The organism is Synechococcus sp. H55.8, from assembly GCF_047462375.1.
Taxonomy (GTDB): domain Bacteria; phylum Cyanobacteriota; class Cyanobacteriia; order Thermostichales; family Thermostichaceae; genus Thermostichus.
Window position 1 is genome coordinate 55,788 of the sequence record NZ_JANSJC010000012.1, and the last position, 25,355, is coordinate 81,142.

Here is a 25,355-nt window from a genome sequence, read left to right on the forward strand (position 1 = left end):
CGAGGGAAGATGCCTCAGAATGGGGGTGGGTATCCCCGTTGTTGAAGTTTGATTGCGCACCCCACTATGAGCGAAAGCACCTCTCAAGAGCCATCTTTGGCGCCAGCGGCAGACGCAATGGCCCCTGCTGCCGATCCCAGCGCAGAAACCGCGCCGGCTCCTGAAACCGACCAAGGATCCGCCAGCCGGCGTGTCCGTCAACTTTTGGGCATGAAAGGGGCAGAGGTGGAGTCTCGCTCCGTTTGGCAAGTCCACCTGCAACTGATGAAGCCCGTCACCTGGATCCCGCTGGTGTGGGGCCTGATTCCGGGGGCGGCCTCTTCTGGCCACTTTACCTGGACTTGGGAGAACGTGGCCCTCATCCTGGTGGGCATGATCCTGGCCGGCCCCCTGATGACCGGCTACACCCAGACCCTGAACGAGTACTACGACCGCGACATCGACGCCATCAACGAGCCTTACCGCCCCATCCCTTCCGGGGCCATCTCCCTGCAGCGGGTGGTTATCCAGATCTGGGTGCTGCTGATCTTGGGGCTGGGGTTGGCCTATGCCCTGGACTGGTACACCGGCCACGACTTCCCGGTGATCACCTGCATTGCCCTGGCGGGAGCCCTAATTGCCTACATCTACTCGGCGCCGCCCCTGAAACTAAAGCGCAATGGCTGGCTGGGCAACTACGCCCTGGGCGCCAGCTACATTGCTTTGCCCTGGTGGACAGGCCACGCCCTGTTTGGCCAGCTCAACTGGACAGTCTGCATCCTAACTCTAATCTACAGCTTGGCCGGCTTGGGGATTGCCGTGGTCAACGATTTCAAAAGCATCGAGGGAGATAGACAATTTGGACTCGCCTCTTTGCCGGTGATGTTTGGCGCTGTGGGGGCGGCCTGGATCGCGGCGCTGATGATTGATCTATTTCAGTTCGGCATGGCCTCGTTTTTGCTGGGAGCCGGCCTAAAACTCTATGCGGCGATTTTGGTGCTGCTCATTATCCCCCAGATCACCTTCCAAGACATGTACCTGCTGCGGGATCCCCTCAACAACGACGTGAAATACCAGGCCAGCGCTCAGCCTTTTCTGGTGTTGGGGATGTTGGTGGTGGGTCTGGCGCTGGGGCGTTCCGGGCTGTGGTAGTCGAGCCGAAGGCCAAGTGCCCATCCTGGCAAGCGAGGTGACGGCTTCCGCCCTGGGTTATCCTCCCTACCTGGGCCAAGATCAAGTTAGGGATCCCTCCAAGGTAGCCGATGGATCCCAAAGAGTGGAATGGCCCTGGGCCAAAGGAGATGTCCGATGAAACTGTTTTTTCCCCGCCCACTGGGGCTAAGCCTGGCTTTGCTCTTGGGGGCTGTCGCTCCTGTACAAGCTCAGCGGATCGTCATTGATGGCCGCGGGATCGTTGTCGAACCCAGCACCGGTGGCTCGGTTATCCTCAACCCCGACCAGCCGCTCTTGGCTCCGTTCCCGCCCGGGGGAGTTCCTTTTTCCATCGATGCCGAGGGCCAAGTGGTCTCTGCCCCTGGCTACCGCTGCAGCGCCGCCACTGCTGCCGACAACTCCCCCATCATCTGCCGCTCCCAGTTCAATTCCAACGACGTGGTGGTCTACGAGCGGGATGGCCGCTCCAACACCTTCTTCGTCAATACCGACAACACCGGGATCCGGCCCAGCGGCAGCGGCCTGCGGATTCTGCCCAACTCCGAGCCGGTGCAGCCTTCCGGCAGCGGCCTGCGCATCATCCTCAACTAAAGAGGGGAAGCGGCTCTTGTCTAGGCGGATCCCGCCCGTCTTGCTTCTAGTTCCTGCAGGATCTGCCGGTGGCGCTGCCGGGTGATGGGGTAGAGCCACACCAGCAGGATGCCGCCGATTAAAACCACCGCCGGCAAGGGGCCAATGGCAAGGCGGATGGCCAACAGGGCCGATTCCGGCTGGGTGGGCGGCGGCCCCCCGGCCACCGAAGGGATAAAGCCAGACCACTCCAGAACTTGCCCTAGGAAAAACAGCCCCAGTCCTAGGCCTACCTTTTGCAGGAACACCATCAAGGCGTAGAAGATCCCTTCCCGCCGCTCCCCAGTTTGCAGCTCATCCAGGTCGATGACATCCGGCAACATCGACCAGGGGCCGAGATAGGCCGTGGCCGAAACCCCCACCCCCGCCAACAGCGCCAGGGCAATCATGAGCCGCTCCTGGCCGGGCTGTAGGAAAAACAGGCCGGCTTGCGAGATCAGCCAAAACCCCGCCCCGATCAGGTACATGGCGCGCTTGCCCAGGTGGGCGCTCAGTCGCGTCCAGGCAAACAGGGTCAGCACCGCAACGCTCTGAACCGCCAACACCACTAGCGAGATCCACACCTCCGGCAACTGCATCCAGAAAACGATGAAATAGGGGATGATCGTGGCCGTAAACTGAAACGCCAGCCAAGAACACAGGTAGATGCCGCTGACAAATAGATAGGGGCGGTTGCTGAAGGCCACCCGCAGTTGCTGCAGTAGGGGCAGCGGATCCCGCCAGGATTGATACCGTTCTCGCACCCCCCAAAAGCAGAGCAGCAGGGGCACAGCCGAGATCCCCCCAAAACAAGCTCCCGCCAGCAGATGGCCGGCAGCCCGATCCGGCAGCAGGTTAACCAAAAGCGGAAAGCTGACTACTGCAACCATGCTGCCTCCCACCGAGAAGGCAAAGCGGAACTGGTTGAGCTGGGTGCGCTCGTCGTAGTCTTGGGTCAGCTCCGCTGTCAGAGAGGCATAGGGAATGTTGGCGGCAGAGTAGAAGGTGTTAAACAGCAGCGACACCGCCAGGTAATAGGCAAACAAAAGCCCAGTTCGACCGGGAAAAGGGATCCACCACTGCGCCGCAAAGGTCAGGGCAAAGGGAAGAGCCGAAAACAGCAGCCAGGGGCGGCGACGACCCCAACGGCTGCGGGTGCGGTCGCTGAGGATGCCGATGAGGGGATCGTTGAGGGCATCCCAAAAGCGGGTGATGGCGTAGATGCTGCCGGCCAGGCCCGCCGCCATGCCGACGGTATTGGTGAGAAAGGGCAGCAGGAAAAAGATGAGGATATTGGCCGTTATGCCCGTGCCCAGATCCCCCACCCCATAGGCCAGCTTCGTCCACAGGCTGAGTCGTTGTCCGGTCATCATGCCCCCCCAGGATCCCAGTGTACGGAGTAGGTGGCGATCTTTGGGGATCCCTGCAAAGAATGGCCTCTCCAGACCCGCTGAGGGGGTGCTTTGAGGTAAAAATGGATATTTCGGATACCTGCGGAGATGACCATTGGCTGCTGGTGCAAAAGGTCGGGGCGGAGAGGGTGTCCAGTGCAAAAGGTGCGTCTCTTGGTTGGGCGGTAGCTCTGAGGCTAGGCTATTTCCATCTCAGGGAAGCAAATCGATGCCTTGCCCCAGAATTCACAAGCTGTGCGTGGAGGAAGGTTGAGGTGAACCGGAGACTGACCTGCTATTTCCCTGTGTTGCTATTGACCCTATCTCTGGGGGGATCCCCTGTCTGGGCGGGAGAGTACTTCACCGAGGAAGTGACCAGTCCCAGCCTGGAGATCATCCACGGCTGGCGACAGGAGGTGTACGGCATTGGCGTCACCATCACCAACACCAGCCTGGGATCCTTCCGCGTGCCCCTGGAGATCGATATGGAGGATCGGGCTAGCTGTGAGCGGGCCGACTTGGTGCTGACGAACAATCGCATTATGCCGATGGGATCCTTTCAAGACTGCATTCTCAACATCTTTCCCTACCTGGATAAGTTCATCAACCAAGAGGTCGCCAGCATTCGAGTCACCCTCAAAGGGCCGGCCCCCCTGCTGGAAATTCCGGTAGAGGAGTCGGATCGGCTGATTTTGGCCCAGGTAGCCAACCAATCGCGGGAAGCCTTTGTTTTTTTCCAGCAAGAGTTGGCCCGCGTTTTGGAGCTCCTCAAGCAGAACGAGACGGCCCCACCGATGGCCAGCCCAACGCCGACCGCCGCCACATCTGCGCCCAACCCGGGAGATTTCGTGATCGTGGGATCCATTCGAGAAGAACGGGTAGGGGCCGGCAGCCGCCTGAGCGTGGAGGCGATCAACCGCAGCACCCGCACCGTTCTCAACGCCCGCGCTCGTTTCACCTTCTATCAGGGAGAAGCAGTCATCGATACGCGGGTGGCCGCGTTTGAGCCCAGCGATGTGCCCGCCGGACAACGGGCCTCTGCCAGTGTGCTGAAAACGGAAGCCAATTGGGATCGCGTTACCGTCACCTTCCAGTGGCAGTAGGGATCCTCAGGGAGCTAAAGCGTTGCCGCGGATCAGGCTGCCCAGGGTTTTGACCGTGATCTTGAACTGCACCCAAGGGTTCATGGGCACCACCGTCTTGTAGAGGTAGCTGTCAAAGGTTAGCCGCTGCACATCCCGGTCGGCGCACATCTCCACAAAGGCTTCGCGAGTGGCGTTGGAACGGTAGAACACCCGTTGTAGAATATCCAAAACCTTGTAGGTCAGGCCGTATTGGCGATCCCAGCGCTTGAGATACAGCTTGAGCTCCTCCTCGCTGGGGACGCGCTTCCCGCCGTTGGAGGTCTCGACGATGGTCTCGGCACACATGCGGCCCGACTTGGCGGCAAAATAGATCCCTTCGCCGCTGGATTTGGTTACATAGCCTGCCGCATCTCCCACCAAAGCCGCACGGCCCACCACGCGGCGCGGACGCGGATGCTCCGGGATCGGATGGGCCTCTACCTTAATCACCTGCCCCCCCCGAATCCGCTCGGCAGCGCGGGCACGGATCCCAGCTTGCAACTTTTGGATGTTGGCCTGGTTGGCCTTCATGGTGCCGGTGCCTACGGCTACATGGTTGGACTTGGGGAAGACCCAGGCATAGAAGTCTGGAGAAACATCGTCCCCCACGTACATCTCTGCCCGCTCTTCGTAGTAGGCCATTTTGTCGTCCGGGAGCCGAATCCGCTCCTGAAAGGCCAGGGCATAGTTGTAGTCGCCAGCACCAATGGCTTCCGCCACCTTGGAGTGGAACCCATCCGCCCCGATCACCACATCCACCGCCAAAGAACGCGGTCTCCCTTGCCTCGAGCCGTCGGAGAAATCGTTGTAGTGGAGGATGTAGGGATCCCGGTTATTTTGGGGAATTTCCAGATGCATCACTTTGCCGTTGATCAGCTCCGCCCCTTTTTGATGGGCACGGTTGCGCAAGAAGGCATCCAAGATCTCGCGGCGGCACATGCCGATGTATTCGTTTTCGTTGTCGAGGACGATATCCACCTCATAGTTGGAAGGGGAGATCATCTTCATCTTGCGCACTTTGCGGTCAATGATCTCCTCAGGGAGGTTGAATTCGGAGACCATACAGAGGGGAATGGCCCCCCCGCAGGGCTTGGCGTTGTCCAGCTTCCGCTCCAACAAAAAGGTTTCAATTCCGGCTTGGGCCAAAACTTCGGCGGCAGAGGCTCCGGCTGGGCCACCTCCCACAACAGCAACTCTCAGGCTCAAGGCGCTCTCCTCGATGCAAATGCGACTGGCTCATCAGACAGCAGGCATCCTACCACAGCTCCTCAGCAGCGTTGCAAACCTTGACAAAGTATTGCGGGCCGGCACAAGACTTCTCAACTGTCCACCCGATAGATGCCAAAGCCTGCCACGGGCCGTGGCTCTACAGAAGGCCCCGTCGCATTTGATCCCAGAGATTGAGATAGGACTCGGCCTCGGCTGAGCTCAAGGGGCGCCAGATCTCTGCGCGTTGCCAAGTGGAGATTTGAAAGTCGGCTCGGCGTTGCAGGCGGGGGGCCAGTTGCGCCAAATCCAGCGGCACAACCGAAGCGATCCCGCTCAGATTCACCAGGCGAGGGGCAAACTCAGGATTCAAGACAAAGTCAATCCAGTTGGCCAGCAGGGATCCAGCATCTGTCTGGGTTGATTCTGGGTCGGCAGGGTTTTTGAGGTGAGGTCGCACCCAGACATCCCACCAGATGGCGGAGCCAGACGCCGGGATCACCACTTCCAGCTCCGGGTAGTTGGCTTGGGTGGCATAGAGATCCTGCGACCAGCCCACGGCCACCCAGCTATCGGCCAGGCGCAAGATGGGCAGGTAGTCGGCGGAAGTATAGGCCAAAACCTGGCGGTGCAGGGATCCCAGCTCTTGCCGGAGTTCGACATCCTCAGGGTCGAGGGGATCGTTGTAGGAGCGGCCCATCTTTTTGAGGACAAGCCCGATCACCTCCCGCGGGTGATCCGGCAGGGTGATCTTGCCGGTCAGCTCAGGCCGCCACAGATCTTCCCAGTCCCGAATCGGCTTGCCCACCCGATCGCGGCGGTAGGCGATGGCCGTTACCCCCCAGCGCCAAGGCACACCCCAGATCTGTCCTTCCCGGCGCGCAGCGGCTTGCCAGCGGGGATCCAAATTGGACCATCGTTCCCCCAAAAGCTCAGGCGGCAAGGGATCCAGCCATCCGGCAGCCACGGCCCGATCCAAAGCGTCGGCCCCCAACAGGCTTAGAGCTGCCACCGGCCGCCGAACCCGCCAGGCCGAACCAGGCGGCTGGACGCTCTGCCGCAGATAGGCCAGCAGTTGGGCCCGCTCATCCACCAGTTGCAGCCGAAAGCGGGCCTGAGTGCGGCGGCGAAACTCGTTCACCAGGCTGGCGGGGATCCCTTGCTTGAGCGCCACAATCAGAGGCAGGTGCCCACCACACCCTGTCACCATCAGCCCCAGCAGGATCCCCTGCAGCAGCTCACGTCGGCTCAGTCTCACGACAATAGCGCTCCACCAGAATCAGAGCCACCAGATCATCGTACGCCTTGGCCGGCATCCGCATCCCCTTGGGCAACAGTCGCTCCCATCCTCGCGGCGGGTAAAAATCCCAGTAGCGCCGCCGGGCCTCTTCCGAGCTGTGGCGCTCGTCCACCAGGACGATCTGCGGCGGGGGGATGAGTGATTCCAGTTGGTGTTTCCAGGCCTGGGCCGTCGTCTGGTTGCCCAGGATCACCCGCTCCGCTCCAAACTGCTGCCAGAGGCTCTGCAACCTGGCCGGCGCCTCCCCTGCCAAGACCACTTCCCGATGCAAGACCTGCCACACCGGCCGGACTTGCACAACGGCAAGGCCACATTTGTCCCGCCCCGGGTCAAAACCGATCAGCACCCGCCCCTCTTCCAGCCTTACCGGACGGAGTGAGTCCATCATCCCTCAGGGGGCCCCGCTTGTGAAACTCCAGAAGAGCTGGGTTGGTCGGCCATCAGAAAACTCACCCGCAACGGCCCCGCCGTGTAAATGTCTGTGTCGGCAACCAGCTTTACATCCATAGGGGTGGTGCTTTGACGGAGGCGCTGCACCACTTCCAAAAACTTCACCTGCGAGAATTCCCCAACGGTGCCGGTGATGGGATCGGAGAGGAGCCCCTCCTCTTGCGAGCGCTGATTGGCCTGGTTCAGCAGTCGCAGCAGTTGCTGCTGGATTTGATTTTCGCTCAAACCCGGCTGGATCACCCCCTGGGCCAGCACGGATCCCTTGGCGAAAATCCGCTGGTTGGGGTAGATCTGTACCAGCACAGGCACAGGCTCGCCCTTGAGCCGATTGGAGAGCGAGAGAATGCGCACCGCCCAGCTACCGGGTTCTTGTAGCTTTTCCAAGGCTTGATCGGCATCCTCGCGGCGGATCAAGATCGCGTTTTCCAGAGGGGGCATGGGCTGGGATCCGAGGGCGAGGGCCCGTCGCTCGGCCTGAGCCAACAGTCGCTCAAACTGTTGCCGGATCACCTCCGGTTTGGCCCCTTCCGGCGACTCGACAACCCCCGTCGCCAAGACTTCTCCGGCCAGGATGGCCAACTCTCCCCGCCGCAACCGCACCGCCAACTGGTTGAGCTGCTCGATCTCCTGCTCAAGCTGTTTTTTTTGGCTCTCCAGTTGGGCCAGAGCTGCCTGGGCCGTATCCAACGAGCGCTCTAACTGATCCCGATCCAGTTGCAGGGCTTGTTTTTGCGACTGCAGCGTGGCAATGACCTGCCGGGCCGACTCCACCTCTGCCTTCACCGCCTCCAACTCGGCCTGGGCTCGAGCCAGGCTGGGCTGCACCTGGGCCAGTTGCTCATTGGCTGCCGCCAGCTTGGCCTCTGCCTCTTGCCGCTCCTGCAGCGCCAAGGTCAGTTGATCCCGGACTTCGCTCAGGCGGGTCTGGGCTGCCGATTGCTGGCTGCGAAACTGGTCGAGATCCAGCTTGAGGCGGTCTCGCTCAACCCTGAGAGCGGCATTTTCGGCTTCCAGCAGGGCCTTTTGGCGGTTGAGGGCCCGCAGCTCCTGCTCCGCCTGGGCAATTTGGTTGGTGTAGCTGAACAGGGCCTCCGACAGGGAGCGGTTGAGGAGCAGCAGTGTGCCCAAGGTCAGCGCCGAGATGCTCACCCCGGTAATCACGGCTACCAAAACGGCCGTGTGGCGGGGGCGCAGGTTAAACCAGGTGAGGCGCTTTTTGCCAATCCGATAGCCGACCCGATCCCCAACCACGGCAATCAGGCCACTGACAAACAACATGTAGAGGATCAGCAGTACGCCTTGCATAGCCTGGGATCCCTGCCATGGAAATCTTAGCAAGGTTGCCCTGAGAACTTTGCAGGTGATTGCGGAGCTGGGAGTAGGATTTCGACGTCTGATGCCAGGGGCTCTAATCAGCGTAGAGGAGCCGCTCCACCGCCGCCACAATATCTGCCGGCTGCACGATCGTGGCTGCCTCCAGCGTGCCGTTGTAGGGGGTGGGAATGTCCTGGGAGGCCAACCGCACCACCGGCGCGTCCAGCTCGTCAAACAATTCTTCCATGATGCGGGCGGTCAGCTCCGCCCCAATGCCGCCTGTTTTCATGTCTTCTTCAACGATGACCACCCGGTGGGTTTTGCGCACCGAAGCAGCAATGGTCTCCATATCCAGAGGTTTGAGGGAAATCAAATCGATCACCTCGGGATCGATCTCCTGTAACACCAAAGTATCCACAGCCTTGAGCACGTGGTGGCGCATGCGCGAGTAGGTGAGCAGGGTAACGTCCGACCCGGATCGGACAATTTCGGCTTTATCCAGAGGCAAAAGATACTCTTCCTCCGGCAGATCTTCTTTTAAGTTGTACAGGAGCACATGCTCGAAAAAGAGAACGGGGTTGTCGTCGCGGATGGCCGACTTGAGCAAACCCTTGGCATTGTAAGGGGTTGAACAGGCCACGATCTTGAGGCCGGGCACCGCTTGAAAGTAAGCCTCCAGCCGCTGCGAGTGCTCGGCTCCCAACTGGCGGCCCACCCCGCCCGGCCCGCGGATGACCAGTGGGATCTTAAAGTTGCCGCCGGAAGTGTAGCGCAGCATGCCGGCGTTGTTGGCGATTTGGTTGAAGGCCAGGAGCAAAAAACCCATGTTCATCCCTTCCACCACCGGGCGCAAGCCGGTCATGGCTGCCCCGATGGCCAGGCCGGTGAAGCTGTTCTCGCAAATGGGGGTATCCAGCAGGCGCATCTCCCCATACTTGCGATACAGGTCTTTGGTGACTTTGTAGGAGCCGCCGTAATGGCCGACATCCTCTCCCAGCACGAATACATTGGAATCGCGGGCCATTTCTTCGTCGAGGGCGGCACGCAAGGCGTTGTAAAGAAAGGTCTCAGCCATAGGGGTCAAGTGAAGGGCTAAACTCCCATTAAACCATTTTGCCGGCAGGGATCCGCCCACAGATAGGCTCATTGCAAACCCGATTGAGACACTTCCGCGACTCCTTTGTCCAGGGGAGGAGTTAGGGATCCACGTGATGCTTTTTCACATTTTTTCCACAACCGCAAGGGCACTTTATAGTGGAGGATCCCGTCTCCATCCCGCAAAGGATTGTAACCGCCATGTCTCACTTCACCACTCTGCAAGTGCAAATCAAGGACGCCGAGCTCTTGGAAGAGACCCTAAAGGAACTGGGCTACGCCGTGCAGCGGGATGCCAGCTTGCGCGGCTACCTGTGGAATCGCACCCGCGCCGACTTGGTGATCCGTCAGCAAAATGGCTTCGACATCGGCTTTCGCCGCAACGGGGATCACTACGAGCTGGTGACCGATCTGTGGGGAGCAGGTATCGATCCCCAGACCTTCTTGGAGCCGATTTTGCAGCGCTACGCCCACAAAAGCTTGCTGCGCTCGGCCCGGGAACAGGGCTATGCCATTGAGGCCGAAGAAGTGTTGGAGGATGGCACCATCCGCGTCGTGGTGGGACGTTGGGTATAGCCGGGCCCATGATCGGCAACTCCCAGCTCTCCGGTGGCACCCGGCCACGACTTTGGGATCTGGTGTTGGGGGGTCAAACGGCGACCGCCCCGGCCCAGGCTTTGGTGTTGGGAGGCATCGAGGGGGCGCGGCGGCGCCTTGCCCACAGCGACGAAGCGGTGCGCCTGGCTACGTTGCCCCAGTTGCTGGAGTACGGATCGGCGGGCCTGGCCGAGCTGATTGCGGCCCTGGCCGGCAACAGCTCTTGGGCGGTGCGCCTGGCGGCTTGGCGCTTGTTGTCGCAGCTAGGGCAGCCGGAGGCGGAGCGGGCCTGTCGCGCCTACAGCCCCTTTCGCCCGGTGGGGGGAGCGCAAGGGGTGATCGTGGCCTATCGGCGCGGCGAGCGGGACTTCACCTACGCCGACTTGGAGGGAGTGGATCTGCAAGAGGCGCGGCTGGGGGGTGCTAACTTCCACGAAGCCAATTTGAGAAAGGCCAACCTGCGCTTTTGCAACTTCAACGGCGCCCAACTGCAGCAAGCGGATCTGCGCCAGGCCAATTTGCAAGGGGCCAAGCTGAGCGGAGCCGACTTACAGGGGGCCGATCTGGAGGGAGCCGACTTGAGAGGGGCCAAAGTCAGCGGCACCAGCCTGCGGGGATCCCGGCTTTCCCAAGAGACCCACCTGGAGGAGCGGCTGCGCCACATCTGGCAGTTGCAGAACTGGGGAGGAGAGGGGCAGGATCTCTGTGGCCAAGACCTGAGCAAGGCCGACTTGAGGGGGCTGGTGCTGCGCCAGATCCGGCTGCGGGGGGCCGACCTCAGCCGCGTGGATCTGCGCGGATCCAACCTAGAGGGAGCAGACTTGCGGGGGGCCAACCTGCAGCGGGCGGATCTGCGGGGGGCCAACTTGCAAAATGCCGACCTGGAAGGAGCCGATCTCAGCGGCGCCGAGCTGCGCCAGGCCCAGTTCCAGGGGGCCAACCTGCGCTGGGCTGATGTCAGCCGCGCCAACCTGACCCAAGCCAACCTGCAAGGCGCCCAGATCGAGGGCCTCAAGCACAGCGGATCCCAGATTGTCGGCCTCATCTTCCCCGACGGCACCCCCCTCAAGCCCTGGTGGTGGTAACAAGATACCTGCCGCTTGAGCAAGACTAACCCAACGCCGGATGATGCCAACTTTTGCTCAACGCTTCCTCGCTGCTGGGTAATCTCCATGGCCTTATTCAACAATAGGTTTGTCACATCGATCCCTAACTCCCCTCTCCCTCAGGGAGAGGGGTTGGGGGTGAGGGTTGGGAGAGGGGCTGGGGGTGAGGGGTGCCCCTCAGGGAGAGTATCTAATGGTCATGGGCAAAATGCTGCAGCTCTACCTAGGCCCGCCCTTGTCAACCCTCACCCCATCTCCCAAATCCAAAGGAATCCCAAGATCCCCAAGCCTACGCCCCAACCTGGCTCACCATGGGAGTAGAGATACCTAGGGGGTACGGCTATGGTTTTGGCAGAACAGCTCTCGACAAAACCGCTGACCGACGACGAACTGCGCAAAATGGACGCCTACTGGCGGGCCGCCAACTACCTGTCGGTGGGGCAGATTTACCTGATGGACAACCCGCTGCTGCGGGAACCCCTCAAGCTGGAGCATGTGAAGCCGCGCCTGCTGGGGCACTGGGGCACCACGCCGGGGCTGAATTTTATCTACGTGCATCTCAACCGCATCATCAAGCGGGAAAACCTCAACATCCTCTACATCACCGGCCCCGGCCATGGCGGCCCCGCTCTGGTGGCCAACACGTACCTGGAGGGCACCTACAGCGAGGTGTACCCCAACATCAGCCAAGACGCCGAGGGCATGCGCAAGCTCTTCAAGCAGTTCTCCTTCCCCGGCGGCGTACCCAGCCACGTGGCCCCGGAAACCCCCGGCTCCATCCATGAGGGGGGAGAGCTGGGCTATGCTCTAGCCCACGCCTTTGGGGCGGCCTTCGACAACCCCGATCTGTTGGTGGCCTGTGTAGTCGGGGATGGAGAAGCCGAGACCGGCCCTCTGGCTGCCTCTTGGCACTCCAACAAGTTCCTCAACCCCATCCACGACGGGGCGGTGCTGCCGATTCTGCACCTCAATGGCTACAAGATCGCCAACCCGACGATCCTGGCCCGCCTCAGCCGTGAAGAGCTGCAAAGCCTGTTTGTGGGCTATGGCTACAAGCCCTACTTTGTCGAAGGCTCCGAGCCAGCCCAGATGCACCAGTTGATGGCCGCCACTTTGGACACGGTGATCCACGAGATTCAAGAAATCCAGCAGCACGCCCGCAGCAAAGGGGATCCTACCCGTCTGCAGTGGCCGATGATCATCCTGCGCACCCCCAAAGGCTGGACGGGCCCCAAAGAGGTGGACGGCAAAAAAGTAGAGGATTTCTGGCGCTCCCACCAGGTGCCACTGGCGGATCTGGCCAAGAACCCGGAGCACCTCAAGCTCCTGGAAGAGTGGATGCGCAGCTACAAGCCAGAAGAGCTCTTCGACGAAAACGGCCGTTTGCGGCCCGAGCTGCAAGAGCTGGCCCCCAAAGGGGAAAAACGCATGGGTGCCCTGCCCCACGCCAACGGCGGCCTGCTGACGCGGGAGCTGAAAATGCCGGACTTCCGCCGCTACGCCGTAGACGTACCCCACCCCGGCACCCTCGAAGCCGAAGCCACGAAGGTGCTGGGACAGTTTTTGCGAGATGTAATGAAGCTCAACCCCCACAACTTCCGCCTCTTCGGCCCCGACGAAACTGCATCCAACCGTCTGAACGCCGTGTTTGAGGCCAGCGACCGCACCTGGGTGGCCCCTATCTACGACTACGACGAGCACCTCTCCCCCGATGGGCGGGTGATGGAGATCTTGAGCGAGCACGTCTGTCAGGGCTGGCTGGAGGGCTACCTGTTGACAGGCCGCCACGGCTTCTTCTCCTGCTACGAAGCCTTCATCCACCTGGTGGACTCCATGTTCAACCAGCACGCCAAGTGGCTGAAAACCACCCGACACATCCCTTGGCGGCGGCCCATTCCCTCCCTCAACTACCTGCTCACCTCCCACGTGTGGCGGCAGGATCACAACGGCTTCAGCCACCAGGATCCCGGCTTTTTGGATCACGTGGTCAACAAAAAAGCCGAAATCATCCGCGTCTATCTGCCCCCGGATGCCAACACCCTGCTCTCGGTGGCCGACCACTGCCTGCGCAGCCGCCACTACGTCAACGTGATCGTGGCAGGGAAACAGCCGGCCCTGCAGTATCTGGACATGGATGCCGCCATCAAGCACTGCACCCAGGGCCTGGGGATCTGGGAGTGGGCCAGCAACGACCAGGGCTCCGAGCCGGATGTGGTGATGGCCTGCTGCGGCGATGTGCCGACGATGGAAACCCTAGCGGCGGCGGACTTTTTGCGGCAGCACCTGCCGGACATCAAGATCCGGGTGGTGAACGTGGTGAACCTGATGAAGTTGCAGCCGCCCAGCGAACACCCCCACGGCCTCAGCGATGTGGATTACGTCAGTATCTTCACGCCCGATAAGCCCATCGTGTTTGCCTTCCACGGCTACCCCTGGCTGATCCACCGCCTCACCTACCGCCGTCCCAACCACCACAACCTGCACGTGCGCGGCTACAAGGAGGAAGGCACCACCACCACCCCCTTCGACATGTGCGTCCTCAACGAGGTGGATCGCTTCAGCTTGGCGGATGACGTGTTAGACCGGGTGGAGCGCTTCAAATACGAACGGGCCCACATCAAGCAGATCATTCAGGATAAGCTCGTCGAGCACAAGCAGTACATCCGCGAACATGGGGAGGATCTGCCGGAGGTGCGCAACTGGAAGTGGCCCTACTAGGCGCCCACCGGCCCTTCACCTCTGAGCTTCCGGCAGGATAGAGTTTTCTTGGGCTCCCCTGCCGGAGTTTTTTGAGCGGTTGTGGCGTGTTGGAGGTTGAAGGTGTGAGGGGTTCAGAAAGGACGGATGCGGATACGCTTCCCGATCTGGAAGAGGCGGACTGGGGTGGGATGGCGCTCTCCCTGACTCTGGGCTTGGCCCTCTCGGCCCTGGTGATCGGGATCCGGCCCCAGGTGATCGTCCCCTTTGGATTGAGCGTGTTGGCTTCGGCCTTGCTGGGATCCCTGCTCCTCCCTGCCTTGCGGCGCTGGAAGGCAGGGCAGGTCATCCGCCAAGAGGGGCCCCCGTCCCACCATAAGAAAGCAGGCACGCCGACGATGGGTGGGATCAGCTTTTTGCCTGTGGGGCTGCTGGTGGCCGGGAGCTGGAGCGGCTGGGATCCCCAGTGGCTGGCGGTGGCGCTGCTGGCGCTGGCCTATGGCTTGGTCGGCTGGCTGGACGATTGGCTGGTCATCCGGCAGCGCTCCAACAAGGGGTTGCCCCCCAAAGCGAAGCTTTTGCTCCAGGTGGGGATTGGGCTGGTTTTTTGCGGCTACCTGGCCTGGCAAGGGATCCCTACCGTTCTAACCCTGCCGGGAATAGGCACCCTCTCCCTGGGCTGGCTGTTCTGGCCGCTGGCTTTGTTTGTGTTGGTGGGAACCAACAACGCCGTCAACCTTGCCGACGGCATGGACGGCTTGGCGGCAGGGGTGGTGGCCCTTGTCCTGGCGGGGCTTGGGTTGACAGCAGCGGATTCGGAGTTGGCAGGGCTGGCCTTTGCTCTCAGCGGCGCCTGTCTGGGCTTTCTGGTGCACAACCACCACCGGGCGCGGCTATTTATGGGCGATACCGGCTCCCTGGGCTTGGGGGGCGCTCTGGCAGGGCTGGCGCTGTTGGGGGATCAGCTCTGGGCCCTGGCCTGGATGGGCGCAGTGCTGGTGGCAGAAGCCCTGTCGGTGATCCTGCAGGTGGGCTACTTCCAGTACACCAAACGCAAAACCGGACAAGGCAAACGGCTGCTGCGCATGTCGCCCTTGCACCACCATCTGGAGCTGGGCGGCTGGTCAGAGGTGCAGGTGGTGGGATGCCTCTACGGCATCACGGCGGTGCTGGTGGGTCTGGGCTGGTGGCACTGGGCAATGTAAGTTGGCGAGCTTGGGTCTGCTCAGGGAAGGGATCCAGCCGCGATCCCTTCTGTTGTGAGAAAAACGCAAAGATTACTGACCGATGTTTGTTGCCTGTCAAATTTCTAACTGAATCTTTTACATTCACCGCCGCAGATCGGGGATCGCTGTAACGTATGAATATGAATTTAAGTTAACAGCTCGTCCCCCTGTAACCCAAGTTGGGGGGAGCTTAAGGAGTGTGATCTTATGATGCCGAGTGGCTCCAAGAATTCCGACAGGCCAGCGGCACAGTCAGGCTATGGAGACTCGCCGACCCAGATAGCTCCCTTCTCGGCGGGGGCTGGCGATCGGGCCTCGGCGCGGCCAAGGGCAACTGCTCCCTACGTGGTGTTACACGGCCATTTCTATCAGCCGCCGCGGGAGGATCCCTGGCTTAACCGCATTCAGCGTCAGCCCAGCGCCAGCCCCTTTCACGACTGGAACGAGCGCATTCTGGCGGAGTGTTATCGGCCCAATGCCTTTGCCCGCGTTCTGGATGACCAGGGACGGGTGGTGCGCATTGTCAATAACTATGAATTCCTGAGCTTTAACTTCGGCCCCACCCTCCTCTCTTGGCTGGAGGAGCACGACGTTGAGGTTTACCAGCGCATTTTGGCCGGCGACCGTCTCAGCGCCGAGCGGCTGGAGGGGCATGGCAATGCCATCGCCCAAGTCTACAACCACGTCATCCTGCCGCTGGCCAACGAGCGCGACAAGTACACCCAGATTCGCTGGGGGATTGCCGATTTCCAACACCGTTTTGGGCGCCATCCTCAAGGTATGTGGCTGGCGGAAACCGCCATCGACGCGGCGACGGTTACAGCCTTGGTCGACTGTGGGATCCGCTTCGTCATTTTGGCCCCCAGCCAGGCGCAGCGCGTTCGCCCTTTGGGGCAAACGGAATGGATGGATGTCAGCCAGAACCAGATCGATCCCCGGCGGCCCTACCGCTGCTTTACCCCCGACCGAGAGGGGTACTTGGATATTTTCTTTTTCGACGGCCCCATTTCCCGTGACTTGGGCTTTGGGGATATCGTTTACAGCACCCAGTCGCTGGCGGAGCGGATCCGTTCCGCTCTGCGCCCGGACACCGAGGGGGAAGCCTATCTGGTCAACTGTGCCACCGATGGCGAGACTTTTGGCCACCACAAGCGCGGAGTGGAGCGCACGCTGGCCTATGCCTTTTGCGAGGAATTTCCTCGCCGGGGCTGGCAGGTGGGCAACTACAGCCATTTTCTCAGCCAACATCCCCCCACTTGGGAGGTGCAACTGAAACCGGTCACCGCCTGGAGCTGCGCCCACGGGGTAGGACGTTGGTCGCGCGACTGTGGCTGTGGAGCGGTGGGTGGGTGGCACCAACGCTGGCGGCAACCGTTGCGGGAGGCCCTCAACTGGCTGCGGGATCAGCTTGCCGAGATCTACGAGACGGAAGCCAGAGCCTACCTGCGGGATCCCTGGCTGGCGCGGGATCACTACATTGAGGTGATCTTGGATCGGGAGCGCTGCGATTCGTTTTTGCGGGAGCATCAGAGCCACCGCCTCAGGGCTGAAGATCAGGTGCAGGTGCTGCGCCTGTTGGAGATGCAGCGCTACAGCCAGTTGATGTTTACCAGTTGTGGCTGGTTTTTTGAGGAGCTATCCCGTCCTGAAGGGGTGCAGATCCTGCGCTATGCGGCACGGGCTATCCAGTTGGCGGCAGCCGTGACGGATGTGAGCCTAGAAGAGGAGTTCCTCAACCGCCTGAGCAAGGCTCCCAGCAACCTCGACCTCTACAAAGACGGCAAGGGGGTCTACTGCGCCTTGGTGCGTCCCACCCTGGTCAGCCCACAGCGGCTGGTGGCCCAGCACGCCATGCTGTCTCTCTTTAACGGCATCCCCCGCTCCCAAGGGTATGGGTTGGATCCAGTGGATCAGGAGCGCCTGACGATAGGGGGATCCACACTGGCCATCGGGCGGGTGAAGCTTACCTTTCCCAGCACCCGCGAAGAGCACGATCTGATCTACGCCATGCTCCACATCGGCGGCTGGGACTTTCAATGTGGCGTTAGGCCGTTTGCCGGGCGGCGCAGCTATGAACAGTTGAAAACCCGCTTGCTGGCCGGATCCCCCAGTCGGGTGGAGATGATCCTGGCTCTGCAAGATCTGTTTGGGCCGGAAACCTTTGACCTCAACGCCCTGAACGACGAAGACCGGCAGCAGATGATGCGCTGGCTTACCCAAGATACCCTAGACCGCCTGGCCCAACTCTATCGCCAAACCTACCTGGACAATTACGGGATCCTGATGGCTTTTCGTGCCGATGGCCTGCCGATCCCGGAAGAATTGTTGGCCGCAGCTCAGATCACCCTCAACCAGCGCCTGTTGAACAGTTTGCGGGCGATGGAAATAGAAGAGGGCAAGCGGGATCACCTGATGGAGTTGCGGGCGATCGCCCGTGAGGCGGAGCAGTTGGGGTGTCAGTTGCGGCGGGAAGAAGCAGCCCGTGTTCTGGATCGGCTCTTGCAGCGGGGGATGTGGCAGCTTGCCCACGCTTTTGAGCTGGAGACTGTTGGCGAACAGCTCCACAACCTGGAAGAGTGGTTGCAATTGGCCGCGGATCTGCGCCTGCCCATTAATCTGGATCGTCTCCAAGAGCTCTACCTGGCGACCCTGGAACGTCAGGTCGGCCCCCGCTGCCCGGCTTGGCCCCCAGAAGAGTGCCGCGACATTTCCGCCGAAAATCTGCACCGCCTCTTACAGGTTGGGCAACGGATTCGGGTCAACGTCAACGCTTGGCTGCGGCACCTACAACCCCAAGAGTTCAGAGCCAAGTGAGTTGCACAGCGGCCTTGCCTGTTTTGTTGGCGAGCGCAGCCAGCCGGGCCAATCCCAAAAAAGAGGGATCCCGACGAGCAACTTGACCTGCAGGTGACCTCCTACAATAGAAGGCTGACTCTGCCACCCCTGGGATCCCATGCCGCGCCGTACCGACATTCACAAGATCTTGCTCATTGGAGCGGGGCCGATCGTCATTGGCCAAGCCTGCGAGTTCGACTACTCCGGCACCCAAGCCTGCAAAGCCTTGCGAGAGGAGGGCTACGAGGTGATCCTGGTCAACTCCAACCCGGCCACCATCATGACGGATCCCAGTATGGCGGATCGCGTCTACATCGAGCCGGTGACGGCGGACTTCGTGGCCCAGATCATCGAGCGGGAGCGCCCCGATGCCCTGCTCCCCACCATGGGGGGACAAACGGCCTTAAATGTGGCCGTGGAACTGGCCCGGCGCGGGATCCTAGACCAGTACGGCGTGGAGCTAATTGGGGCCAAGCGGGAGGCCATCGAAAAGGCCGAGGATCGGGAGCTGTTTAAGCAGGCAATGCAGCGGCTTGGCCTGGCCGTGCCCCGCTCAGGGTTGGCCCGCAGCCTGGCCGAAGCCAAGCAAATCGCCCACGAGATCGGCTATCCCCTCATCATCCGCCCCGCCTATACCCTAGGGGGCACGGGCGGCGGCGTGGCCTACAACCAAGAAGAATTTGAAGAGATCTGCGCCGCCGGCCTCGAGGCCAGCCCGGTCTCCCAGATCCTGGTGGAGGAGTCGGTGATTGGCTGGAAGGAGTTTGAGCTGGAGGTGATGCGGGATCTGGCGGACAACGTGGTGATCATCTGCTCGATTGAAAACATCGACCCCATGGGGGTACACACCGGCGACTCCATCACCGTGGCCCCGGCCCAGACCCTTACCGACAAGGAGTACCAGCGGCTGCGGGACTATGCCATCGCCATCATGCGCGAGATCGGGGTGGAAACGGGGGGATCCAACGTGCAGTTTGCCGTCAACCCCGCCAACGGTGAAGTGCGGGTGATTGAGATGAACCCGCGGGTTTCCCGCTCTTCTGCTTTGGCCAGCAAGGCCACCGGCTTCCCCATTGCCAAGATTGCCGCCAAGCTGGCTGTGGGCTACACGCTGCCGGAGCTCCCCAACGACATCACCCGCAAAACTCCGGCCAGCTTCGAGCCCACCCTCGACTACGTGGTCACCAAGATCCCTCGCTTTGCCTTTGAGAAGTTCCCCGGTTCAGAGCCGGTCTTGACCACCCAGATGAAGTCGGTGGGGGAGGCGATGGCCATTGGCCGCACCTTCCAGGAGTCCATCCAGAAGGCGCTGCGCTCTTTGGAGATCGACCGCCCCGGCTTTGGCAGCGACCGGCCAGAAGTCTTCCCCAAGCCGGAGGAAGTGCGGGCCAACCTGCGCACCCCCAACCCCTTTCGCCTCTTGACCATTCGCACCGCCCTGCTCATGGGTTTTTCGGCCCAGGAAATTGCCCAGCTCACCCATATTGATCCCTGGTTCATCGACAAGCTGCAGGAGCTGGTGGAAGTGGAGCAAGCCCTCAAGGGGCGAGAACTGGGATCCCTGAGTGCTGAGGATCTGCGGCACCTCAAGCAAATGGGCTTCAGCGACCGGCAGATCGCCCACCTGACCGGCTCCAGCGAAGCCCAGGTGCGGGATCGCCGTAAGCAACTGGGGGTGATCCCCACCTACAAGACGGTGGACACCTGCGCTGCCGAGTTCGAGGCGACCACCCCCTACCAGTACTCCACCTACGAGAGCGAATCCGAGACCTTCCCCACCGCCAAGCCGAAGGTGATGATCCTGGGGGGCGGCCCCAACCGCATCGGCCAAGGGATCGAGTTCGACTACTGCTGCTGCCATGCTGCCTTTGCCCTCAGCCGCCTCGGATATGAGACCATCATGGTCAACTCCAACCCCGAGACGGTTTCCACCGACTACGACACCGCCGATCGCCTCTACTTTGAGCCCCTCACTCACGAAGAGGTGATGAACCTGGTCGAAGCTGAGCAGCCGGTGGGCCTGATCGTGCAGTTTGGCGGCCAAACCCCCCTGAAACTGGCCCAGGGGCTGGCAGCAGCCCAGGCGCCCATCTGGGGCACTTCCCCCGACTCCATCGACATAGCCGAGGATCGCGGTCGCTTCGAGCGCATCTTGCGGGAGCTGGATATTCGCCAACCGGCCAACGGCATTGCCCGCAGCGTGGAAGAAAGCCTGGAAATTGCCCGCCGCATCGGCTACCCGGTGGTGGTGCGGCCCAGCTATGTGCTGGGGGGACGGGCCATGGAGATTGTCTATTCGGATCAAGACCTGCAGCGCTACATGCAACTGGCGGTGGCGGTGGATCCCGACCGTCCCGTGCTGGTGGATCAGTTTTTGGAGGACGCGGTGGAGGTGGACGTAGATGCCATTGCCGACCGCACCGGGGCTGTAACCATTGGCGGGATCCTAGAGCACATCGAGCAGGCCGGGATCCACTCGGGGGATTCCGCCTGCGTCTTGCCCAGCCGCACCCTCAGCCCCGAAGTGCTGCAGGTGATTCGCGACTGGACGGTGAAGCTGGCCCAAGCTCTCAAGGTGGTGGGGCTTATTAACGTGCAATACGCCGTCCAGAAGGAGCAGGTCTACGTCCTGGAGGCCAACCCGCGCGCTTCCCGCACCGTGCCGTTCGTCAGCAAGGCCATTGGCCATCCCCTGGCCGATTATGCCGCCCAGGTGATGAGCGGCAAAACCCTGGCGGAGCTGGGCTTTACCCAGGAGGTGATCCCACCCTACGTGGCTGTCAAGGAGGCGGTGCTGCCGTTTCACAAGTTTCCTGGTACCGACACGCTGCTGGGGCCGGAGATGCGCTCTACCGGTGAGGTGATGGGGATTGACACCGACTTTGGCCGTGCCTTTGCCAAGGCGCAACTGGCTGCTGGCCAAAACCTGCCCCTAGGGGGCACGGTGTTCATCAGCGTCAGCGATCGCGACAAGCAGGCCGTGATCCCGGTGGCCCAAGAGTTTGTCAAGCTGGGCTTTCGTCTGCTGGCCACTGCCGGCACACAAAAAGTTCTGGCCGAGCACGGGATCCCTGTCGAGAAGGTGCTCAAGCTGCACGAGGGCCGGCCCCACGTCATCGACGCCATCAAAAACCACCAGATTCAGCTCCTCGTCAACACCCCTTCCGGTGTCGAGGCGCAGCAAGATGGCCAAAAGATCCGCCGCACTGCCCTGGCCTACAAGATCCCTTTGGTTACTACTCTGGCCGGGGCCAAAGCCACTGCCGCCGCCATCCGGGCTCTACAGTTGGGATCCCTGCAGGTGAAGTCCCTGCAGGAGTTTCACGCCGAAATTGGACGATAGCTCTCAACCTTCTTGGGTTACCTTTCTGAAGAAATTCTTAAGACCTTCACCTTAAGAAACTCCGAAGTTCTCGGCTGAAGAAAGTGGCTTTGCCTGCTCAGGAAAAGCCGAGACCGAAGCATCAAAATCGCAACACTGATTTGCCTATTTGTATCGATAAATCAATTTGTTTCACATTCTGGCTGCGCAAGTTAGGGATCCCTGTCGGCATCCCGAAAACTGTCTAGTTTGGAAGAAGGCTCCCTCAGGCCAGGCCTTGTCGAGCGCTCTCCTGACGTCGGTTCGGCAAACCCAAGAGAGAGGGGGCTTTGCTGAAATTTTCTAGGAGTTGGCCTATGAGTACGGTCATTCGTCGCTCCGCTGCTGCGCGGCGGCTGTGGAGTTGGAGTAGTTTTTGTCAGTGGATCACCAGCACCGAAAACCGGCTTTACATTGGCTGGTTTGGCGTATTGATGATCCCAACGTTGTTGGCGGCAGCCTTTTGTTTTGTAATTGCCTTCATTGCCGCGCCGCCGGTGGATATGGACGGGATCCGCGAGCCGGTGATTGGCTCTTTGTTGGGGGGCAACAACCTCATTTCTGCAGCGGTGGTGCCCACCTCAGCCGCCATTGCCCTGCACTTTTACCCCATCTGGGAAGCCGCCTCTTTGGATGAGTGGCTCTACAACGGCGGCCCCTACCAGCTCATCGTGCTCCACTTTCTCATTGGGGTGTGGTGCTACCTTGGCCGGCAGTGGGAGTTGAGCTACCGGCTGGGCATGCGCCCCTGGATTGCGGTGGCCTTTTCTGCGCCGGCGGCTGCCGCTACAGCGGTGCTCTTGGTCTACCCCATTGGCCAGGGCAGCTTCTCGGAAGGGCTGCCGCTGGGGATTGCCGGCACCTTCCACTTCATGCTGGCCTTCCAGGCGGAACACAACATCTTGATGCACCCCACCAGTTGGCTGGGGGTAGCCGGGGTGTTTGGCGGCGCCCTGCTGGCGTCTCTACACGGCTCCCTAGTGATGTCTAGCCTGATCCGGGAGACTTCGGAAGAGGAGTCGGCCAATGCCGGCTACCGCTTCGGCCAAGAAGAAGTCACCTACAACTTCCTGGCCGGCCACTACACCTTCTTGGGGCGGCTGGGGATCCCCGGCCTTGGCTGGCGCAACAGCCGCTCCGTTCACTTCTGGATGGCGGCCCTGCCGACCGTAGGGATTTGGGCGGCAGCCATTGGCATTGGGATGATGGCCTTTAACCTCAACGGCTTTAACTTCAACCAGTCCATCCTGGACGGCCAGGGCCGGTTCATCCCCACCTACGCCGACCTGGTCAACCGCGCCAACCTGGGGATCCAGGCCATGCACGCCCCCAACGCCCACCACTTCCCCCTGCTGCTGGCAGCCAAAGCCGACTAGGCTCGGTCGAGTTCAAAGGCGCGGTGGGCAGCTTGCAGAGCGTGGATTCCCTGCTCCTGTCGCACCACGCAGCTTACCTTGATCTCCGAGGTGGCGATCATCTCGATGTTGATCCCGGCGTCGGCCAAGGCAGCAAAAAAGTGCGCCGCCACGCCGGGATAAATTTCCATCCCGGCACCGACGATGCTCACCTTAGCGATGTCGTGGTCGGCTTCGACCCCCGCCGCCTGCAGTTCCTCGGCCACCTGCCGGCACACGGCCTCAGCCGCCCTGGCCTGATCCTGAGGCACCGTAAAGGCGATGTCGTTACTGGGGATGCCGTTGTGGTAGCCCCGCTGGCTTTGGATGATGGTGTCCACGATAATCCCGGCCTCGGCCAGGCGTCCGAACAGATGGGCAGCCGTCCCCGGACGATCCGGCACCTTGCGGATGCCCAGCCGCGACTGCTTCAGATCCAGGGCAACGCCCCGCACCGGGTGGTCGCTGGGGAGGGGATCCCGGCCAGGGGCTGCCGTGACCCGATGCAAATGGGGAATCACCTGAAACGCCTCCCCCAGCGCCAGGGCGGCCTCCCCAGCCCGCTCGGCAGCCACCACACAGCTCACCTTGATCTCCGACATGGAGATCATTTGGAGATTGATCCCGGCTTCCGCCAGCACTCGAAACATCTCGGCGGCAATGCCCGGGCGACCCATCATCCCCACCCCGGCAATGCTGACCTTGGCCACCGCCTCCTCGACGAGGACTTCCCTACACCCCAGCTCCTGGCCCACCTGCCGCGCCACGGCTGCCGCCTGGGCTGCCTGCGCCCGGCTGACGGTAAAGGCAATGTCGTTGGTAGGGGATCCCTCGGCTGCACTGAGGTGGAGCGACTGCAGGATTAAATCGACGTTGATCCCGGCTGCCGCAATTTCCTGGAACAGTTGGGCGGCAATGCCCGGACGATCCGGCACTCCCACCAGCACCACCTTGGCCTGATCCCGATCCAGCTCCACCGTATCCACTGCCCGGCCCAGCTCAATGCTGCTATCGGCGGGGCGAGGACGGGGAGGAGGAGAAAGAATGAGGGTGCCCTCGGATCCCGCCTGCAAGGGCTCCAGGCTGGAGCGCACCCGCAGCTTGACGCCGTAGTTGCGGGCAATCTCCACCGAGCGGGGGTGGAGCACCTGCGCTCCCAGGCTGGCCAGCTCCAGCATCTCGTCGGCGGTAATCTCTGGCAACAGCCTGGCCTCGGGTACCTTGCGCGGGTCGGTGGTGAAGATCCCCGGCACATCGGTGTAGATCTCGCACAGCTCTGCCCCCAAAGCCACCGCCAAGGCCACCGCCGTGGTGTCGGATCCCCCCCGCCCCAGGGTGGTGATCTCCAGCTCCGCCGGGCTGGTGATGCCCTGAAAGCCGGCCACCACCACCACCTCTCCCCGCTCCAAGTGCTGCCAGAGGCGGTCGGTGTGGATGTGCAAAATGCGGGCCCGGCTGTGATCCCGGGTGGTGACAATGCCCACCTGGGTCGCCGTCAGCGAAACGGCAGGGCAGCCCAAGCGCTGCAACGCCAAGGCCAGCAGGGCAATGCTCACCTGCTCGCCAGTGGAAAGAAGCATGTCCCACTCCCGCAACTGGGCCGGCGTGGTCGGGGATCCCTGCAAGATCTGCTCCGCCAGCTCCACGAGGCGGTCGGTTTCGTCGCCCATGGCCGAGACGACCACCACCACCCGCTGCCCCTGATCCACCGTGTGGGCTACCCGCTGGGCCACGGCTTGGATGCGCTCGATGGAGCCGACGGAGGTGCCGCCGTATTTCTGGACGATCAGGCTGGGTTCCATGAAAGGAAACGAGGTCGGGGGCGGTTTGGATCCTACCTCGATCTAGGCCAGGCCAAGCCAGCTTTGCAAAAATGGCGGCACCGGCAGCAGGATCAGCACCAGCAGCGTCAGCATCCCCAGCCCCAGCAAATCTCGAGCCTCATCCAGCTCAGTGACGTCGTTGAGGGCCGGCTCGTCGGCGCTGGAGATGACAAACAGCAGCAGCGCCCACAACAACAGCCAGGGCTGCACCGTCAGGGCCAGCAGCAGCACCAGCCAGCGGGCTACCCGCCCCACATTGGCCCCCATCTGCTGCCCGTACACCGCATGGACAATGTGCCCCCCATCCAGTTGGCCCACCGGCACCAGGTTAAAGGCAACCACCACCAGGCCCAGCCAGCCGGCAAAGGCCAGCGGGTGCAGATCGATCACCTGCCCCGGCTGCAACTGATCCCCCAGCACCAGGCGAGCCAGAATTGCCAGCAGCACCGAGAAGCGTGGGTCGATGCGATGGAAGCTGATCGGGGTGGGCTGCCCCTCTGGCACTGCCGGAGGATCCCCAGGCACCGAAAAGACCAGCCCCAGCAGCAGCATCACTAAGGCGACCAGGCTGCCTGCCAGCGGCCCGGCAACGGCAATATCAAACAGCACCTTGCGGTTGGGCACCGGCTCTTTCAACTGGATAAACGCCCCAAAAGTCCCCAACACAAAGGGCAC

Annotated in this window: 18 protein-coding genes; 10 read left to right on the forward strand and 8 right to left on the reverse strand. The window is 61.6% G+C overall.

All coding sequences use genetic code 11. The features are described from left to right. Nucleotides 1-117 precede the first annotated feature (117 nt). Together chlG and NW862_RS06935 are read left to right on the forward strand one after the other, a co-directional pair. Nucleotides 118-1,131, forward strand: coding sequence for a chlorophyll synthase ChlG (gene chlG, locus NW862_RS06930; protein WP_414333525.1), 1,014 nt, complete (start codon nt 118-120; stop codon nt 1,129-1,131). 156 nt (nt 1,132-1,287) lie between these two features. Beyond that, nucleotides 1,288-1,743 (forward strand): hypothetical protein, encoded by a 456-nt coding sequence (locus tag NW862_RS06935; protein WP_414333524.1) that lies wholly within the window; start codon nt 1,288-1,290, stop codon nt 1,741-1,743. Between the two features lie 20 nt (nt 1,744-1,763). Here the strand turns inward: NW862_RS06935 and NW862_RS06940 are convergent, their stop codons facing one another. Further along, nucleotides 1,764-3,131, reverse strand: coding sequence for an MFS transporter (locus NW862_RS06940; RefSeq protein WP_414427044.1), 1,368 nt, complete (start codon nt 3,129-3,131; stop codon nt 1,764-1,766). A gap of 296 nt (nt 3,132-3,427) precedes the next feature. Here NW862_RS06940 and NW862_RS06945 point away from each other — a divergent pair, with 296 nt between their 5' ends. Beyond that, the gene (locus NW862_RS06945; protein ID WP_414333520.1) at nt 3,428-4,255 is read left to right on the forward strand and encodes a hypothetical protein; all 828 of its coding nucleotides are present in this window, start codon (nt 3,428-3,430) and stop codon (nt 4,253-4,255) included. A 6-nt stretch (nt 4,256-4,261) separates the two neighbouring features. Here NW862_RS06945 and chlP read toward each other — a convergent pair whose 3' ends face one another. From chlP to NW862_RS06970, 5 genes are all read right to left on the reverse strand, one after another. Then, nucleotides 4,262-5,482, reverse strand: coding sequence for a geranylgeranyl reductase (gene chlP, locus NW862_RS06950; protein WP_414333518.1), 1,221 nt, complete (start codon nt 5,480-5,482; stop codon nt 4,262-4,264). A gap of 160 nt (nt 5,483-5,642) precedes the next feature. Continuing rightward, on the reverse strand, nt 5,643-6,740 hold the full coding sequence (locus NW862_RS06955) for an extracellular solute-binding protein (protein WP_414333517.1): 1,098 nt from the start codon (nt 6,738-6,740) through the stop codon (nt 5,643-5,645). Next, nucleotides 6,721-7,170 (reverse strand): resolvase, encoded by a 450-nt coding sequence (locus NW862_RS06960; RefSeq protein ID WP_414333515.1) that lies wholly within the window; start codon nt 7,168-7,170, stop codon nt 6,721-6,723. The genes NW862_RS06955 and NW862_RS06960 overlap by 20 nt, the downstream gene beginning before the upstream one ends. Further along, nucleotides 7,167-8,537: a DUF3084 domain-containing protein gene (locus NW862_RS06965; RefSeq protein WP_414333513.1), complete on the reverse strand. Its 1,371-nt coding sequence runs from the start codon at nt 8,535-8,537 to the stop codon at nt 7,167-7,169. The genes NW862_RS06960 and NW862_RS06965 overlap by 4 nt, the downstream gene beginning before the upstream one ends. 103 nt (nt 8,538-8,640) lie before the next feature. After that, entirely contained in the window at nt 8,641-9,621 is a 981-nt protein-coding gene (locus NW862_RS06970; RefSeq protein ID WP_414333511.1) for an alpha-ketoacid dehydrogenase subunit beta, read from the reverse strand. Nucleotides 9,622-9,842: 221 nt separating this feature from the next. Between NW862_RS06970 and NW862_RS06975 the strand changes: the two genes are divergently transcribed. The 7 genes from NW862_RS06975 (at nt 9,843) to NW862_RS07005 (ending at nt 22,839) form a co-directional block, all read left to right on the forward strand. Beyond that, nucleotides 9,843-10,217 (forward strand): DUF1257 domain-containing protein, encoded by a 375-nt coding sequence (locus NW862_RS06975; RefSeq protein WP_414333509.1) that lies wholly within the window; start codon nt 9,843-9,845, stop codon nt 10,215-10,217. Nucleotides 10,218-10,225: 8 nt separating this feature from the next. Beyond that, nucleotides 10,226-11,323: a pentapeptide repeat-containing protein gene (locus NW862_RS06980; RefSeq protein ID WP_414427045.1), complete on the forward strand. Its 1,098-nt coding sequence runs from the start codon at nt 10,226-10,228 to the stop codon at nt 11,321-11,323. Between the two features lie 363 nt (nt 11,324-11,686). Further along, nucleotides 11,687-14,062, forward strand: coding sequence for a phosphoketolase (locus NW862_RS06985; RefSeq protein WP_414427046.1), 2,376 nt, complete (start codon nt 11,687-11,689; stop codon nt 14,060-14,062). 170 nt (nt 14,063-14,232) lie between these two features. After that, nucleotides 14,233-15,246, forward strand: a complete 1,014-nt coding sequence (mraY, locus tag NW862_RS06990) for a phospho-N-acetylmuramoyl-pentapeptide-transferase (RefSeq protein ID WP_414333544.1) — start codon at nt 14,233-14,235, stop codon at nt 15,244-15,246. Nucleotides 15,247-15,474: 228 nt separating this feature from the next. Beyond that, nucleotides 15,475-18,081, forward strand: a complete 2,607-nt coding sequence (locus NW862_RS06995; RefSeq protein WP_414333503.1) for a DUF3536 domain-containing protein — start codon at nt 15,475-15,477, stop codon at nt 18,079-18,081. A gap of 139 nt (nt 18,082-18,220) precedes the next feature. After that, nucleotides 18,221-21,445 carry a carbamoyl-phosphate synthase large subunit gene (carB, locus tag NW862_RS07000; RefSeq protein ID WP_414427047.1) on the forward strand — a complete coding sequence of 1,075 codons (3,225 nt, stop codon included), beginning with the start codon at nt 18,221-18,223 and terminating at the stop codon, nt 21,443-21,445. A 335-nt stretch (nt 21,446-21,780) separates the two neighbouring features. After that, on the forward strand, nt 21,781-22,839 hold the full coding sequence (locus NW862_RS07005) for a Photosystem Q(B) protein 1 (RefSeq protein ID WP_414427048.1): 1,059 nt from the start codon (nt 21,781-21,783) through the stop codon (nt 22,837-22,839). Here NW862_RS07005 and NW862_RS07010 read toward each other — a convergent pair. Together NW862_RS07010 and NW862_RS07015 are read right to left on the reverse strand one after the other, a co-directional pair. Beyond that, entirely contained in the window at nt 22,836-24,659 is a 1,824-nt protein-coding gene (locus NW862_RS07010; RefSeq protein WP_414347307.1) for an aspartate kinase, read from the reverse strand. The two genes, NW862_RS07005 and NW862_RS07010, sit on opposite strands and share 4 nt — an antisense overlap. A gap of 42 nt (nt 24,660-24,701) precedes the next feature. After that, on the reverse strand, nt 24,702-25,355 hold a 654-nt coding region (locus NW862_RS07015; protein WP_414427049.1), incomplete at its 5' end, for a site-2 protease family protein.